Source organism: Vibrio sp. Vb1554 (assembly GCF_033344235.1).
In genome coordinates this window covers 1-1147 of sequence record NZ_JAWPOJ010000342.1, presented here as the reverse complement: position 1 = coordinate 1147, position 1147 = coordinate 1, and the positions used below count along the sequence as shown (strand labels likewise).

Below are 1147 nucleotides of genomic sequence, written 5' to 3'. Positions count from 1 at the left end.
AAGAATACTTCAATTAGGTACTTCGTTCTGTTTAACTTAGTATTATGATAATAGCGATTTTTTACAAAATATCTACGCTTTGAATGCGAATCTTCTACATGTTCGACATGCTTAGCGTAAATTATGTGTTGAAAGGCCGGTTTTGCAGTTCAAAACCATCAGAATTCACTTGTAAAACTGAGCCTTGCGTATACCAGTCCCCTAAGACGATGCGCGTGTTTTTAGCACCATTTGCGTCAAAAAAATGTGTATTTGGGCGATGAGTGTGGCCATGAATCATCAAGTTGACGCAATTCTGAGACATCACTTTTTCAACTTCGCTTTGATTCACGTCCATGATATCTAAAGACTTCATCTGTTTATCGTCGCGAATGTCTGATTGAACTTTAGAGACAATTTTTTTCTTTAAACACCATGGGATGCGTTTAAAGATCCATTGTAACCAAGGTTGATGCACAGTTTTACGAAATTTCTGATATTCCACGTCATCAATACACAGGGTATCGCCGTGTAAAATCACCGCTTTTGTGCCATATAAGTCGACGGTGCAAACGTCATCAAGCAAAGTGATGCCCGTCTCTTTACAAAAGCGTTCGCCCAACAAGAAGTCACGATTGCCTTGAATAAAGAAAACCGGGACACCTTGGTCGGTGAGCGTTTTGAACTCGGTACGAATTTGGTTTGCAAACGGTGTTTTGTCATCATCACCGACCCAAAACTCGAAAAGATCGCCTAATACATAAAGAGCTTCGGCATTTTTGGCTTCCGTACGCATAAATGTAATGAAACATTCTGTGATGTCAGGACGTGACGGCGTAAGGTGCAAGTCTGATATAAATAATGGCGTCATAGAAATAAGGGGAGGCGAAGCCTCCCCAATTACTTATCTCTTGGGAATAATTCGCAAGAATTACTCTGCGATTGTAGTACCAGTGATTACCACGTCTTCTAGTGGTACGTCTTGGTGCATGCCGTGAGAACCAGTGCTAACGCCCTTGATCTTGTTTACAACGTCCATACCTTCTACAACTTCACCGAATACACAGTAACCCCAACCATCTAGGCTTTCGCTACGGAAATCTAGGAAAGTGTTGTTGTTTACGTTGATGAAGAACTGAGAGCTTGCAGAATGTGGTTCCATCGTACG

Annotated in this window: 2 protein-coding genes; both read right to left on the bottom strand. The window is 41.5% G+C overall.

From position 1 onward, the window contains the following. Window positions 1-121: 121 nt before the first annotated feature. On the bottom strand, window positions 122-850 hold the full coding sequence (lpxH, locus tag R8N28_RS26155) for a UDP-2,3-diacylglucosamine diphosphatase (protein ID WP_318183775.1): 729 nt from the start codon (window positions 848-850) through the stop codon (window positions 122-124). Window positions 851-910: 60 nt separating this feature from the next. Continuing rightward, window positions 911-1147, bottom strand: a 237-nt coding sequence (locus tag R8N28_RS26150) for a peptidylprolyl isomerase (RefSeq protein WP_318183774.1), incomplete at its 5' end; no start/stop codon positions are given.